General features: G+C 37.2%; 13 protein-coding genes. 6 read left to right on the top strand and 7 right to left on the bottom strand.

Annotated elements, in window-relative coordinates:
- Positions 1 to 689: 689 nt before the first annotated feature.
- The 6 genes from DF185_RS07020 to trpA all read left to right on the top strand — a co-directional run bounded on the left by DF185_RS07020 (position 690) and on the right by trpA (position 7413).
- A complete protein-coding gene (locus tag DF185_RS07020) occupies positions 690 to 2090 on the top strand; it encodes an anthranilate synthase component I family protein (protein WP_110360026.1) in 1401 nt (466 codons plus the stop codon).
- Positions 2091 to 2093: 3 nt separating this feature from the next.
- Positions 2094 to 2663, top strand: coding sequence for an anthranilate synthase component II (locus DF185_RS07015; protein ID WP_110360025.1), 570 nt, complete (start codon positions 2094 to 2096; stop codon positions 2661 to 2663).
- A gap of 126 nt (positions 2664 to 2789) precedes the next feature.
- Positions 2790 to 3776, top strand: a complete 987-nt coding sequence (gene trpD / locus DF185_RS07010; protein WP_110360024.1) for an anthranilate phosphoribosyltransferase — start codon at positions 2790 to 2792, stop codon at positions 3774 to 3776.
- Positions 3777 to 3779: 3 nt separating this feature from the next.
- Positions 3780 to 4577 carry an indole-3-glycerol phosphate synthase TrpC gene (gene trpC, locus DF185_RS07005; protein ID WP_110360023.1) on the top strand — a complete coding sequence of 266 codons (798 nt, stop codon included), beginning with the start codon at positions 3780 to 3782 and terminating at the stop codon, positions 4575 to 4577.
- Positions 4578 to 4753: 176 nt separating this feature from the next.
- Complete coding sequence (gene trpB / locus DF185_RS07000; protein ID WP_110360022.1) at positions 4754 to 6565, top strand: tryptophan synthase subunit beta; 1812 nt, start codon at positions 4754 to 4756, stop codon at positions 6563 to 6565.
- A 110-nt stretch (positions 6566 to 6675) separates the two neighbouring features.
- Complete coding sequence (gene trpA, locus DF185_RS06995; protein WP_110360021.1) at positions 6676 to 7413, top strand: tryptophan synthase subunit alpha; 738 nt, start codon at positions 6676 to 6678, stop codon at positions 7411 to 7413.
- An 88-nt stretch (positions 7414 to 7501) separates the two neighbouring features.
- On the opposite strand, the gene DF185_RS06990 is transcribed toward trpA, so the two are convergent.
- From DF185_RS06990 to DF185_RS06960, 7 genes are all read right to left on the bottom strand, one after another.
- The gene (locus DF185_RS06990; RefSeq protein ID WP_110360020.1) at positions 7502 to 8104 is read right to left on the bottom strand and encodes an NAD(P)H-dependent oxidoreductase; all 603 of its coding nucleotides are present in this window, start codon (positions 8102 to 8104) and stop codon (positions 7502 to 7504) included.
- A gap of 13 nt (positions 8105 to 8117) precedes the next feature.
- Entirely contained in the window at positions 8118 to 9023 is a 906-nt protein-coding gene (locus DF185_RS06985; protein ID WP_110360019.1) for a haloalkane dehalogenase, read from the bottom strand.
- Positions 9024 to 9060: 37 nt separating this feature from the next.
- Positions 9061 to 9639 (bottom strand): flavodoxin family protein, encoded by a 579-nt coding sequence (locus tag DF185_RS06980; protein ID WP_110360018.1) that lies wholly within the window; start codon positions 9637 to 9639, stop codon positions 9061 to 9063.
- Positions 9640 to 9688: 49 nt separating this feature from the next.
- Entirely contained in the window at positions 9689 to 10279 is a 591-nt protein-coding gene (locus DF185_RS06975; RefSeq protein ID WP_165835969.1) for a flavodoxin family protein, read from the bottom strand.
- A gap of 121 nt (positions 10280 to 10400) precedes the next feature.
- The gene (locus tag DF185_RS06970; protein ID WP_110360016.1) at positions 10401 to 10727 is read right to left on the bottom strand and encodes an ArsR/SmtB family transcription factor; all 327 of its coding nucleotides are present in this window, start codon (positions 10725 to 10727) and stop codon (positions 10401 to 10403) included.
- A 266-nt stretch (positions 10728 to 10993) separates the two neighbouring features.
- Positions 10994 to 11506, bottom strand: a complete 513-nt coding sequence (locus DF185_RS06965; RefSeq protein ID WP_110360015.1) for a DUF3124 domain-containing protein — start codon at positions 11504 to 11506, stop codon at positions 10994 to 10996.
- 111 nt (positions 11507 to 11617) lie between these two features.
- Positions 11618 to 12619 (bottom strand): S41 family peptidase, encoded by a 1002-nt coding sequence (locus tag DF185_RS06960; protein WP_110360014.1) that lies wholly within the window; start codon positions 12617 to 12619, stop codon positions 11618 to 11620.
- Between the last annotated feature and the right edge of the window lie 27 nt (positions 12620 to 12646).

Below are 12646 nucleotides of genomic sequence, written 5' to 3'. Positions count from 1 at the left end.
CTTGCCCTTATCTTGTTGGATAAAAGTAAAACCAGAAAAAATAAAAATTAGAAATGTATGTAGTTACTGTTTTCATCGCTGTTTTGTGCGTTAATTCTGTGTCAAATGTATGAATTAATTTTTTACCTGCAAATTAAAATGAGTTTACTTAATGATTCGTTAACGTTTGTGTAAGTGAATGTAAATTGCTCTTTTGTCAGTAAAATGGGGTTTTTCAGGGCTTTTTAAAAGAAAAATTATTTTTCTATAATGACTATTGGATTATGGGGGTAATTTGTGAAAATTATGACTTTTAACAATGGCACCCCTTCCCTAGAAGGGTATTATGGAGATGATCTTAAAATCAAATCTGAATTTAAAAAATTAACAAAAAAAACATATAGGCTTTGAAGTCTAATGTTTATAAGGGATACAGAGGTGTTAACAGGTGTGAATTTAAGGGGGAATGAAAAAATGTATTTGGAATTTGAAAAAATAATTCTTTAGATTTGTACAGACAAAAAACAAAAATTAATGTTCGGATTGAATAGCAAATATTGGTGGTGGCACATCTGTAATCTCTCAAATACCATGAGCGGAAGTGTCCTCCCTATGTGCTAAAATCAACGAAAGAAAAGATAAAGCAAGCGGCCTACTGAAACTCAGTAGGCCGCTTTTTTTTTAAACCAATCCTGAAATAACTATTAGTCATGATAAAATTTAAATACCTGAAGAAAGAAATGCTTGCCGATGTAATCACACCAGTGAGTATGTACCTAAAGCTTCGAGATCGCTTTCCTGGAGCAATTCTATTGGAAAGTTCGGATTACCACAGTCCTGAAAATGCAAGTTCCTTTATTGCGCTGGAACCAATTGCTACCATTCAATTAAAAGATGGTGATTTGATTGAGGAGGTTTTTGGTAATAAGCAAGTTATTGATGCCAAAGGAAAAGGCAAGAGGTTTGTTTCAGATCGTTTGAAAGCTTTTGTAAATCAGTTCGACTTGGAAGACAAAGAGAATGTGACCAAGGCAAATGCTCTTTTTGGATATACAGCTTACGATTCTGTTCCTTTTTTCGAGGATTTAGACTTTAATACAGATAAAAAACAATCTGGAATTCCACAAATGCGCTATTCTCTTTATCGCTTTATTATTGAGGTAAACCACTTTAACAATACCTTGAAGATAATTGAGTTGGTTGAGAATGGAAATGAATCCAGAATTCGTGAGGTGTCTGATTTGTTGAGAAACAGAACTCTACCTGCTTTTACTTTCTCATTGGAAGGACAGGAGCAATCGAATATGGACGACCAAGCCTACATGGATATGGTAAGCAAAGGAAAGCAACATTGCAGAAGAGGAGATGTTTTTCAAATTGTTCTTTCCAGACAGTTTTCTCATGATTATAAAGGGGATGATTTTAACTTGTATCGTGCACTTCGATCAATTAATCCATCGCCTTATTTGTTCTATTTCGATTACGGATCGTACCGAATTATGGGGTCTTCACCTGAGGCTCAAATCGAAATCAAGAACAAGAAAGCATACATTCACCCAATTGCAGGAACCTTTAGACGAACTGGCGATGCAGTAAAAGATGCAGCTTTGGCCGAGGAACTGCTGAATGATGAAAAGGAGCAAAGCGAACATGTAATGTTGGTGGATCTGGCCCGAAATGATTTGAGTCGTGATGCACAAAATATTAAAGTAGAGACATTCAGAGAAGTACAATATTTCTCACATGTAATTCACTTGGTATCTAAAGTTTCTGGCGAATTATCTGATGATTATAATCCTTTCCAGTTGATGGGAGATACTTTCCCTGCAGGTACCTTATCAGGAGCACCAAAATACAGAGCTATGCAATTGATTGATCAGTATGAGCCAACAGCACGTGGTTTCTATGGTGGATGTATTGGATCTTTAGGGTTTAACGGAGAAGTAAACCAAGCCATAATGATTCGTAGTTTCTTAAGCAAGAACAATACATTGTACTATCAGGCTGGCGCAGGAGTGGTTGAGAAATCAAGCGAAGAAAGTGAATTAAACGAGGTTAGTAACAAGCTGGCAGCTTTGCGTAAAGCAATGGAATTGGCACAAAATATTTAGACTATGAAAATTTTGGTATTAGATAATTACGATTCGTTCACCTATAATTTGGTTGAATATCTGCGAAAGCTGGGAGCTGATGATATTGAAGTTTACAGAAATAGGGAAATTGAACTGAAAGAAGTAGCCAAGTACGATAAGATCTTATTGTCGCCAGGACCAGGTATTCCTGATGAAGCTGGCATTCTGAAAGACTTGATTAAAGAGTATGCTGCTACAAAATCCATTTTAGGAGTTTGCTTGGGAGAACAAGCTATTGCAGAGGTATTTGGTGGTAGCATTGAGAATTTGAATAAGGTTTATCATGGGGTAGCAACTTCGGTATTCAGAACTGCATCTGATCAAGGAGTTTTAAAAGGAATTGATCAGGAATTTAAAGCAGCCAGATATCACTCGTGGAATGTGGTTGAAAAGGGTTTGCCTGATTGTCTGGAAATTACTTGTCGTGATTCGGAAGGTGCAATCATGGGAATTCGTCACAAAGAGTACGATGTAGAAGGTGTTCAGTTTCATCCTGAATCGGTTCTAACGCCTGAAGGAATGAAAATGATTGAGAATTGGCTGGCAAAATAAGCTTCAAGTTACAAGCTTCAAGCTCCAAGATCAGGTTTTATAAACTTGAAACTTGTGACTTGAGACTTGAAGCTGGATCAAAAGAGAACAGAGAATAAGATTTAAATCAAAGATAAATAATTGAAAATGCGCAATATACTACAACACCTATTCGAACACAAGAGTCTGAAAAGGGAAGAAGCCAAGGAGGTTCTGATTCAGATTACCAAAGGGGAATTCAATGAATTTCAAATCACCTCTTTTCTAACGGTTTTCATGATGCGTAGCATTACCGTAGAAGAGCTGACCGGTTTTCGTGAGGCATTACTAGAGCTTGGAATTCCTGTTGATTTGTCGGAATACAATGGAGTTGATTTGTGTGGAACAGGTGGCGATGGCAAGAATACCTTTAATATATCAACCTTAGCATCATTTGTTGTGGCAGGAGCAGGCGAAATGGTTACCAAACACGGGAACTACGGCGTTTCTTCATTAAGTGGCTCTTCAAATGTGATGGAAGAATTAGGCTACCAGTTTAAAAGCAAGGAAGAAGATCTGAAAAGAGATTTGGGCAAAGCGGGTATTTGTTTTTTGCATGCGCCAATATTCAATCCTGCCATGAAGAATATTGCTCCAATTCGTCGTAACTTGGGAGTACGAACTTTCTTTAACATGCTGGGACCCTTGGTGAATCCATCTCGACCTAAGCATCAAATTGTAGGAGTGTTCGATTTGGAGTTGGCACGTTTGTACCAGTATCTATTACAACAAACCGATTCAAAATACACCATCATTCATGGTATTGATGGATACGATGAGGTTTCATTAACCGATAAGGTAAAACTGATTGGAAATGGAATGGAAGAGTTGTTGGAGCCAGAAGATTTGGGCTATAGAAAATTAGATCCTACTGAATTGCATGGTGGAGAAAGTGTAGCACAGGCAGCTAAGATATTTACAGATATTCTAAAAGGAGAAGGAACCGATGCGCAGAATGCCGTGGTTACTCGAAATGCAGGATTGGCAATTCACTGTCTGCATCCTGAAATTAGCAGGGGAGATGCAATGGCAAGAGCGACTGAGTCTTTAGAATCTGGAAAGGCATATGAGGTGTTGAAGAAATTAACGAAGTAGAAGATGAGTGCAAAACCAAATATATTAGATCGAATCGTTGAGAAGAAATTGTCTGAAGTTGCTGTTCAAAAGATGAAGCAGCCTATTTACCAGGTGATGAGCGAGGAGAATTTCAAACGCAAATGCTATTCTGCTAAGGAATCAATCACGAAAGCAGGTGCTTCAGGTGTGATTGCTGAATTCAAGCGTCAATCTCCTTCAAAGGGTGTGATCAATGGAAATGCTACTCCTGATGAGGTGGTTGGAAAGTACCAACTAGCTGGTGCATCAATGGTTTCGGTACTGACGGATGAGAGTTTCTTTGGCGCAAAGACCGAAGACTTTGACACTGCAAGAAAAACATTACAGATTCCACTTCTGCGCAAAGAGTTCATTGTTGATCCTTACCAGATTTACCAATCGAAAGCAATGGGAGCAGATGTAATTCTTCTGATTGCAGCCATTCTAACGCCACAGCGTTGTAAGGATTTTGCTTTTCTGGCAAAGGAGTTGGGTATGGAAGTATTGTTGGAACTACACGATGAATCAGAACTTGCTCATGTAAACAAGTTTGTCGATTTGGTAGGAATTAACAACCGAAATCTAAAGACATTTGCTGTTGATACCGATAAATCCATTCAACTGGCCAGCAAGTTACCTGAAGATATGATTCGCGTGGCAGAGAGTGGCTTAAGTAACTCAGATATCGTAAAAGAAATGAGAGATAAAGGATTTCAAGCATTCCTGATGGGCGAATACTTTATGAAACAAGATTCTCCTGGCGACGCCTGCAAGGAGCTAATCAGAGAGATTAGCAATTAATAAAATATCTCCCGAAGGGAGAAAACATGAATAACCACGAGTGAAACTCGTGGGATGAAATAATATCACTTAATCGTCGCAACTGATGAATTTGTTAGTAGAAGAAATTTAAATGCGACGAAATAAGAGAATGTTTTATTAAATGAGTTAATAACAATTGAATCTCTATTGCCAAAATGAAAATCAAAGTTTGTGGATTAAAATATAGCAAGAACATCAAGGAGTTGGTAAAGCTGCCAATCGATTATGCAGGCTTTATCTTCTACCCAAAATCACCAAGATATGTAGGAGATGAGTTCGATCCTGCTATTCCTGCCATCTTTCCTGAAAGCACACGCAAAGTTGGTGTATTTGTGAATGAAGAATTGGATGCCTTATTGGCAAAAGGAAAGAAATACAAGCTGGATGCCATGCAGTTGCATGGTGGTGAATCAGCTGAATACTGCAAAAAGGTAAAAGCGGCAGGTTTTGAGGTGATTAAAGCCTTTCAAATGAATGATAGCTTTCAATTTAATACCTTAAATGAATACGAAAATGCTTGTGATTTCTTCCTGTTCGATACCAAAACTGAAAACTATGGAGGTAGCGGCAGAAAATTCAACTGGAAGGTATTGGAAAACTATAAAGGAACTACACCATTTTTCTTGAGTGGAGGAATCGGAGTTCAAGATGCTGAGCAAATCAAAGAATTACAACACGACAAGCTTTATGCTTTAGATCTGAACTCGGGATTTGAATTACAACCAGCTAGGAAAAATGCAGATCAATTGGAGATCTTCCTAAACAAATTAGAATTGAATACAATGAACAAAGATAAATATGCAGTTAACGAAAGAGGTTACTATGGAGAGTTCGGTGGAGCTTACATTCCTGAATTGCTTCGTAAGAATGTTGATGAACTGCAAGAGAATTACCTTAAGATATTAGCTTCCGAGCAATTCAAGAAAGACTATGCTCGTTTGTTGGATAACTATGTTGGTCGTCCAACACCATTGACCAAAGCAGGAAATCTTTCAAAACGATATGGAACCAATATCTACCTGAAACGTGAAGATTTAACTCACACCGGAGCACATAAAATCAACAATACCATTGGACAGATTCTATTGGCCAAGTACATGGGCAAGAAGAGAATCATTGCCGAGACGGGAGCAGGTCAGCATGGGGTGGCAACTGCTACGGTTTGTGCCTTGTTTGGTTTGGAATGTGTGGTGTATATGGGCGCGCTTGATGTAGAAAGACAAGCACCCAATGTGGCACGTATGAAAATGTTGGGAGCGAAGGTAGTTCCTGCAATCTCTGGAAATCAAACCTTGAAAGATGCTACCAATGAAGCCATTCGTGATTGGATTGCAAACCCGGAATCATTCTACCTGATTGGATCGGTGGTTGGACCACATCCTTATCCTGATTTGGTAACCCGCTTACAATCGATTATTTCGGAAGAAATTCGTGAGCAGTTGGAAAAAGAGACAGGAAATCCAAATCCGAACTATGTAATTGCATGTGTTGGTGGAGGAAGTAATGCTGCCGGAGCATTTTACCATTACCTGAACGAGAAAGATGTGAATCTGTTAGCCGTTGAAGCCTCTGGTTTGGGAGTAGATAGTGGTGAAACTGCCGCAACCATTACCATTGGCGATATCGGCTTTATCCACGGAAGTAAAACCATGCTAATGCAGGATGATGACGGACAAATTACCGAGCCTTACTCAATTTCTGCAGGATTAGATTACCCAGGAGTTGGCCCATTGCATGCACACCTAGCAGTTTCGGGAAGAGCACAATTCTTATCAGCTACCGATGAAGAGGCCCTAAACGCCGCTAAAGTATTGGCAGAATCAGAAGGAATTATTCCTGCACTAGAATCGGCACACGCACTGGCTGCACTGGAGAAAATGCAGTTCAAAAAAGACGATGTGGTTGTGCTTAATCTTTCAGGACGTGGGGATAAGGATATGGAAACATACATGAAACGCTTTGCTTAATTATGAGTTATGAATTATTAATTCTGAATTATAAACAAATACTAAAAGTTATAATGAAGATTAATATTTGAGTTCATTCATAATTCATCATTTATAATTAATAATTAGATATGAATCGAATAGATCAATTATTTCAAAATAAACAAAAGGATATCTTATCCATCTATTTCCCTGCGGGATATCCTAAACTGGAAGATACACTTCCAACATTACAGCTCTTGCAGGATAAAGGTGTTGACCTGGTAGAAATTGGTATCCCTTTTTCCGATCCTTTGGCGGATGGACCAGTAATTCAAACAGCGGCCAAACAGGCCTTAGATAATGGCATGACCTTACAGCTTTTGTTTGATCAATTGCAGGATGCACGAAAAAGCATAACCATGCCTTTAATATTAATGGGCTACTGGAATACCGTTTACAAATTTGGCATTGATGCTTTTCTTGCAGAATGCCAAAAGGTAGGAATTGATGGCGTAATCTTACCCGATTTGCCTTTGGAAGAGTACAAAGCAAAATTCGAGGCAGCAGGGGTGCACAATGTCTTGTTGGTAACACCGCAGACTACCGATAAGAGATTGGGGACAATTGAGAAAGCTGCAAGTGGATTTCTATATATGGTTTCTACAGCTTCTACAACTGGTGGGGCATTGCAAGCCAGCAAAGAGCGTGAGGATTACTTCAAGAAAATAGCAGCCCTTGATATTCCATCTCTTATCGGTTTCGGAATTCACGATAAAGCAAGCTTCCAACATGCAGCAAGCTTTTCAAATGGTGCCATAATCGGAACCGCATTTATCAAAGCATTGGAAAACGGAAACGCAAGCGAGTTTCTGGAATCCTTACAATAAAGCCAAGGTAATCCCTTGACTCTAACTATCAACCATTTTATAAGTTTACCGCACGAGTTTTCTCGTGCGGTATATTATTGAGATAAATTTAATCCAATCCAAGTTGCTGATATACATCAATCAACTCGCTGTGTAGTTTCTCGTTTGTATACTTAAGACCATCACCTCTTCTTGGGTCATCAATTAACTCAACCCAATTCTCACCGAACTTTTTGACTTCCTCATCAGAACAAGCATCAGCATTAAACATATAGAGAGGTTGAGCGTAATTCATTTTAGCCAGGTTAGCAGTTAGTTGCATAGGCTTCAGTAATTCAGGCACACTTGCAAACATGTGAAAACCGTTGTAGTTTTTAGCCTGTCCACCAACGGAGGTAATAATTTGCATATCCTTGCCTTTCAGTTTATCTCCCTTATTTCCATATGCAAATTGATATTGAAGTACATCATCAAACCATTTTTTTAGAAGAGGAGTAACTGACCACCAGTACATGGGAAACTGTATTATAATTCTGTCGTGTTCCAGTAAAAATTGTTGTTCCTTTTCAATATCAATCTGGAAGTCCGGATACTCTAAGTATATATCTCTTGATGTAGTTATTTTTCCACTTTCCTCAAGTTGTTCCTTCCAGATTCTATTGACTCTTGATTCTTTTAAATCAGGATGAAAAACCAAATGTAATATTTTCATTGATAGAAATTTATTAATTAATCAAATCAAAATGTTCCAATGCCTTCTGGGCAATAATTTCTCCATCTGCTTCCTGCACAAAGTGTCCGCCTTCAGTAATTTCAAGAGGCTCAGGACAGTCATTTATTAATTCTTTCATATATGCCATTACCGGTGGACCTAACATAGGATCTTTCATGCCAACAGCCATGAATGTTTCTCCCTTCCATTCTTTATTCCAATAGTCTGCAGCCTTTAAAGATGTTTCAACTCCATCCATATCAGGTTTTTCTGCTACCAAATGTGGGAATTTTCTTACCCCAGCTTTGTAAGTTGCATCTGGGAAAGGAGCTTCATACGCTTCAGCTTCATCATCACGTATTCCGGGTGCGTGTTTTTTGAAAAGCTTCACCAAATCAACATTTTTCTGAGAAGTTATTTCGTGTTTCCATTCAGCAAATACCGGACCTGCAGGTTGTCCATTAATTAATGCCGTATTCATAATCAGAAGTCGCTTGAAGCGTTCCGGCATATCCATAGGCAGTGTTAAACCTAGAAGTCCGCCCCAATCTTGACATACCAATGTAATATTTTTTAAATCCAATCTTTCGATAAGGCGGATTAGAAAATTACGATGAAAGTCAAAGGTGTACGTGTCTTCATCTATAGGCTTGTCAGACTTTCCAAAACCAAACAAATCAGGAGCAATGGCTCGATATCCATTTTTTGTAACCACAGGAATCATCTTCCTGTAAAGGTAACTCCAGCTGGGTTCTCCGTGAAGGAATAAAAAGGTTTCATTGGAATTGCCATTCCCTTCATCTAAATAATGAGCTCTCAAACCTTCATAACTTTCCAGATTTTCAATATAATTGGCTTTGAAATTGTAATCGGGAAGATTGCTAAATCTATCTTCTGGTGTTCTTAATTTTTCAATCATGATTTATCTCTTTTTAGTTCGTAATTTGTAACAGCTTTTAGCTCGCCAATTCTTTTGTCAATTCATTCGCGAGCATATTGGCTTCTTCCTGAAATGCTGTAACATCTTGGTTGGCCTGACCATTTAATCCTGTAGCACGAATCACATGTAATTGTAGGCCATAAATGTCCATGAACATCTGAAAGCGCTCTACCAAATCCTTGTGTACATCTTCTGAATTACCCTGACCAAGAATAACAACTGCATGTTTTCCTTTTGGAATGCGTGAAGTATATGGATTTTCATTCTCGTAGTTCACATCCACGTGCGACCATGTTCTGTCAAGGAAAGATTTGAACTGACCAGTAGTATCTCCGTAGTAAACCGGACTCGAAAACACAATTACATCTGCTTCACGCATCTCATCCAATAACTCTTCCGCATCATCTTTCAATACACACTTGTCTAGTTTTGAATGACAAGCTTCACATCCCTGGCAACCTTTATAGTTCAATCCATTCAGGTAATAAGACTTTACACTTGCTCCATTTTCTTCCGATGTTTCCACAAACGACTTTGCGATTCTTGCACTAGTTCCGTTCTTTCTCGGACTTCCAATAATGTTTAATATTTGCATGTTATTTATGTTGGTGTGCACATTAATGCACGTAAAAAATTAAAAAATATCAATGAAACGATTTCGTCTCTTCCAATCTCAATTGCTTGCCCAGTTCATAAACTTCTTTCAAGGCTATCTTATTATTCTTTACAGGAGAATCATAGTATTCTTTGCTGGAAGTACCAACCATATATTTTTGCTTAAATTGAGCCCCAAAGAAATCAGCGAATCTTTCAATAATAGAAATCGCGCTATTTATTCCAGCCTCTTCAATGGTTTTTCCAGCATAGCTCGTTAATAGAACGATCTGTTTGTTGGGGTGCATGTTATTGAAATCTGATCCATAAAGTCTATCAATAAAAACCTTGGTTTGCCCACTTACATCGTACCAATAAATAGGGGATGCAATTACGAAAACATCAGCTTCTTCAAAGTCTTGATATAAATCGTAAATATCATCTTTAAATACACAGCGCTTACTCTTTCCTGATTTACAAGCCTGACAACCTCTACAATAACCAATGTTTCGATTCTGTAAGAATACCTCTTGTATTTCGGCTTCAGGATGAATTTCTCTAACGCCCTTCAAATAATTCTCTAATAAATGAGCTGTACTGCCTTTTTTGTTGGGACTTCCCTGGATTGCGAAAATCTTCATGTTTTTAATGTTAGCGTGCACATTCATGCACATAAAAGTTTAAAAAATATTTGTTGATTTTGTTTTCTTCCTTATTTATTGTGTTTGTGTGCGCAAATATGCACGCAAGAACCTAAATTTTTTAATCGTTAGATGTACATGTATTCATCAATTTTCTTAATTCAGCCGAAGTATTCTCAAACATCTTTGTGACGTATTCACAATTCAACTGATAATAAATAAACTTCGATCTTTTCTCCTTAATAAGAATGTTTTGTTGATACATTTGATCCAAATGGCGCGAAATAACCGATCTATCCTGTGGAAAGTTCTCCGCTATCTCACCGATATTCAACCACTCGTAGCTCGACAGAAAATTTACCAATTCGAAACGAACAGGATCGAAAAAGGTGATAAAGAATTTCGAATTAATAGTCTGATCAATTCCCTGATATAACTTCTCTGGCATGCTTTATTAATTTGTTTACGTGTGCAAATATATGCACGCATGATTGTATTTCCAAAAAAAGATTTGTTAAAAATATGTGAATGATGAGTGGATCGGGCAGAGAAGCTGTCAATACCTTTAGTAGTTTTAGAATCTGATACTGATTATATTTAAAATGAAAAGCCAAGATATTGTCTTGGCTCTTTCTAAATATTTTCATTTGTACTTAAAGATCGGTTGTGAGTAATAGTCTTTTTTAGGGGATAACAAGAGTCTTAAAAACACGTTTATTCAAATACTTGAACTCCTCTTGTTGTGTAAGAAAGACCTTGTTGACCAGAGGTAGAAATCATTACAGCTTCAAATAGTGGGGGATTTTTATCATTGTTCATGGCCCAGTCAAAAATAAAGTTCGCACCAGAACCTCCCTCAGTATCTTGCTCTTCGATGATAATTTCCAAAGTTTCCAATGGCTTTAAATAAATTGGATTTTTTAGGTATTGCCTGATATTTTCACCAATTGTATTGTAATAATTTGCTTTTAATAGAAAAACTGAATCGCTAACCGATACATTGCGGATGCTTACCGTTGTGGTAAGATCAAATGTTCTGTGTTCGTGATGATGATAGATGTGAGAATAAACCGGCAGGTACGTTTTTCCATGAAAATACTTCTCTATACTGTCGATCTTGATTTCTTTGCTTTCCCAATTTGCTTGCTTAATAGGATATTTATTTGACTTGTCACTACAAGCCATTACAACCAGGAGTAGAATCAGTATTTCAATTGTTTTTCTCATGTTCTCAATTATTTATTGACTGGTAAGTAATTCCAATTTTGAAGATACTGATTTTTTTCAATCGCAATATTCTTACACAAAAGAAGTTTAAAGAAATATATGCTATTGGATTTACCTCCAAATCTCAAAATACTTCAATACCTGTTCTATTTGATTTTCTTTGTTAAGGTAAAAATCGGGAGCAATTCCATGTTTGTCAATTTGGTTTACAGGTAAACCACTAAATTTTGTGGTTGGTGCTTGTATGTAAATTTTATCTTTTATCACCTTGAAGTGTCTACAATTGCTGTAATCTATTGTTCCACCTGTGTTTTCGCCAAATACTTTCACCTTAAAACTTTGTTTTGCACAGAATAAGAATTGTTCACCAGCACTTCCAACTTCTCTATCTACCAATACAGCCACATTTTTGGGGAATTCATTTACACCATTTATTTCGTCGTTACCTTTTACCAAGAACTTCCTGCTTGATATCCAAGGAGCAGGTATCATCTGATCATCATATTCCTCTTTCCATTTTCCAATATCCAATACAGAATTAACAAACTCCCAGTTGGCTTTTGTAGCCAAAAATTCAATATTTCTAATATACATATCGTTTGTTGCGATAATTGGGAGTATACTGGAAAATGAATCATCTCCACCACCACCATTGCCTCTAATGTCAATGATTAAATTCTTTTTACTGGATATAGAGTCGATTGAATGGTTAATTAAACTATCTACTCTGCTTTTGTACATGAAGTGAGGAATTTTAAGATAACATGTATTATCATCCAGCATTTTGAAATTAAACGCTTTGATTTTGTATTGTTTTTTCGCCACATACTTTTCGGCATCAAATTCGTAAAGCTTTAAGTGATTGTCATCGAAAAAAGAAATGTAGGTTTTTAATCTCTTTTTTAAGGTTGATAAACCTCTAATGGAATCTTTCTCTAATTCCGCTTTAAAGTATTCGTAATAATCTTCTTTTTCTGCCGTTTTATCCTTAAAGCCAGCATAGTTCTTTTCAATGGATGCTATTGCCTCTCTATACTTTGAATGATAATCTACTTGAGCGTACAAAGCTTGAAATAAGAATAAAATAAGTAGAGTAAGGGTAGTGTGTTTCATATAAGGATGTTAGTTGTTTCTTTTTGT

Origin of the sequence: Marinifilum breve (assembly GCF_003202155.1) — a bacterium.
Classification (GTDB): domain Bacteria; phylum Bacteroidota; class Bacteroidia; order Bacteroidales; family Marinifilaceae; genus Marinifilum; species Marinifilum breve.
Note: the sequence above shows the minus strand (reverse complement) of the source record. Positions and strands in the feature narration are given on the sequence as shown.

Coding starts and splice junctions, on each gene's coding strand:
- DF185_RS07020 (WP_110360026.1), top strand. CDS start 690: ATGATAAAATTTAAATACCTGAAGAAAGAAATGCTTGCCGATGTAATC.
- DF185_RS07015 (WP_110360025.1), top strand. CDS start 2,094: ATGAAAATTTTGGTATTAGATAATTACGATTCGTTCACCTATAATTTG.
- trpD (WP_110360024.1), top strand. CDS start 2,790: ATGCGCAATATACTACAACACCTATTCGAACACAAGAGTCTGAAAAGG.
- trpC (WP_110360023.1), top strand. CDS start 3,780: ATGAGTGCAAAACCAAATATATTAGATCGAATCGTTGAGAAGAAATTG.
- trpB (WP_110360022.1), top strand. CDS start 4,754: ATGAAAATCAAAGTTTGTGGATTAAAATATAGCAAGAACATCAAGGAG.
- trpA (WP_110360021.1), top strand. CDS start 6,676: ATGAATCGAATAGATCAATTATTTCAAAATAAACAAAAGGATATCTTA.
- DF185_RS06990 (WP_110360020.1), bottom strand. CDS start 8,104: ATGAAAATATTACATTTGGTTTTTCATCCTGATTTAAAAGAATCAAGA.
- DF185_RS06985 (WP_110360019.1), bottom strand. CDS start 9,023: ATGATTGAAAAATTAAGAACACCAGAAGATAGATTTAGCAATCTTCCC.
- DF185_RS06980 (WP_110360018.1), bottom strand. CDS start 9,639: ATGCAAATATTAAACATTATTGGAAGTCCGAGAAAGAACGGAACTAGT.
- DF185_RS06975 (WP_165835969.1), bottom strand. CDS start 10,279: ATGAAGATTTTCGCAATCCAGGGAAGTCCCAACAAAAAAGGCAGTACA.
- DF185_RS06970 (WP_110360016.1), bottom strand. CDS start 10,727: ATGCCAGAGAAGTTATATCAGGGAATTGATCAGACTATTAATTCGAAA.
- DF185_RS06965 (WP_110360015.1), bottom strand. CDS start 11,506: ATGAGAAAAACAATTGAAATACTGATTCTACTCCTGGTTGTAATGGCT.
- DF185_RS06960 (WP_110360014.1), bottom strand. CDS start 12,619: ATGAAACACACTACCCTTACTCTACTTATTTTATTCTTATTTCAAGCT.